At 53.2% G+C, this 417-nt stretch carries 1 rRNA gene; it reads left to right on the plus strand.

Going from position 1 to position 417, the window contains the following annotated elements:
• Positions 1-417, plus strand: a 23S ribosomal RNA gene (locus tag H0484_RS15085); the annotation flags it as partial.

Below are 417 nucleotides of genomic sequence, written 5' to 3' on the forward strand. Positions count from 1 at the left end.
ATGGCGACTTACCAAACCAAGGCAAACTCCGAATACCTGCAAGTACAGCTTGGGAGACAGAGCACCGGGTGCTAACGTCCGGACTCAAGAGGGAAACAACCCAGACCGCCAGCTAAGGTCCCTAAAATTGGCTAAGTGGGAAACGAAGTGGGAAGGCATAGACAGTCAGGAGGTTGGCTTAGAAGCAGCCATCCTTTAAAGAAAGCGTAATAGCTCACTGATCGAGTCGTCCTGCGCGGAAGATGTAACGGGGCTAAGCCAGTTACCGAAGCTGCGGGTGTGTACTATGTACACGCGGTAGGAGAGCGTTCTGTAAGCCTGCGAAGGTGTCTCGAGAGGGATGCTGGAGGTATCAGAAGTGCGAATGCTGACATGAGTAGCGATAAAGGGGGTGAAAAGCCCCCTCGCCGTAAGTCC

The sequence above is a fragment of the Mesopusillimonas faecipullorum genome (assembly GCF_020539505.1).
GTDB classification, from domain to species: Bacteria; Pseudomonadota; Gammaproteobacteria; order Burkholderiales; family Burkholderiaceae_B; genus Mesopusillimonas; species Mesopusillimonas faecipullorum.